At 41.5% G+C, this 918-nt stretch carries 1 protein-coding gene; it reads left to right on the top strand.

From position 1 onward, the window contains the following. Positions 1 to 586: 586 nt before the first annotated feature. Positions 587 to 918 (top strand): hypothetical protein (locus JCM19037_RS21550; RefSeq protein ID WP_042404520.1); only part of this gene is annotated, 332 nt, incomplete at its 3' end.

Below are 918 nucleotides of genomic sequence, written 5' to 3'. Positions count from 1 at the left end.
ATTTTTGTTCCGGAGGGAGGGCCTGTGTGGAACAGACTGAGCGCCGCGCCGAATTTTGTTCCGGAGATAGGGCGTGTGCGGACCAGAATGAGCGTCGGGCCAAATTTTTGTTCCGGCAAAAAGTGCTTAATTGCATGGCACAATCCGACAGCATTGTACAACGGATCTGTTAATCGGGGAGCCTTTATGCTTTTTAAAAGATAAGGGCTATGGCATTGACTTATCTATTAACGAACTCACCAGGTGATTCGGAATGTTCATTTTTTATTAACCTCGATCTTATCCTCTAGATCACAAAGCTCGTTCTCACTAACCATTTGTTCTTACACTCAATCATGAAGTTAAATGAGTTTAGATGCCTTTGTGAAAACCTTAATTTCCATAAATATCCATTCCCTGTTACTGGATTGTTATACTGTTTAATGTAAATTAATTGGAATTTATATGGGATTGAAACCTTTGAAATATGGTTGAAATTTTCTTGCGTATTTTTACATAGAGTACCTGTAATTGGAAAATAAATCTCTCATTTTTCCCTTTTCAACGGGGTCTGCTCTCGTCATAATGAGTGGCGGAGGTGCAGGAAATGAAAAAATACTTATTCGCTTTAACCGCGATTTTATTAATCCCGACAGGAGCATTTGCTCAATCGGATGAAGCCCCAAATTGGAAAGGAGATGTAAAAGGAAAAGTATATGTGTACGCCGCTGGTAGCCATTTCGGTGAGTGGTCAAACTCTTATTCTTTGAAAGAGTGGGACACAGTGCTTGCGAAGCTTCAGGATCGTTTGAACATTCATTGCCCAATGCCGGGTGAAGATGTAGAAGAAGAACCAGAAGCGCCATCTGAAGGTAACGAAGAAGAACAACCAGAACCAGAAGCGCCATCTGAAGGAAACGAAGAAGAGCAGCCAGAACC

The organism is Geomicrobium sp. JCM 19037 (assembly GCF_000698105.1).
GTDB lineage: Bacteria > Bacillota > Bacilli > Bacillales > Marinococcaceae > Geomicrobium_A.
Note: the sequence above shows the minus strand (reverse complement) of the source record. Positions and strands in the feature narration are given on the sequence as shown.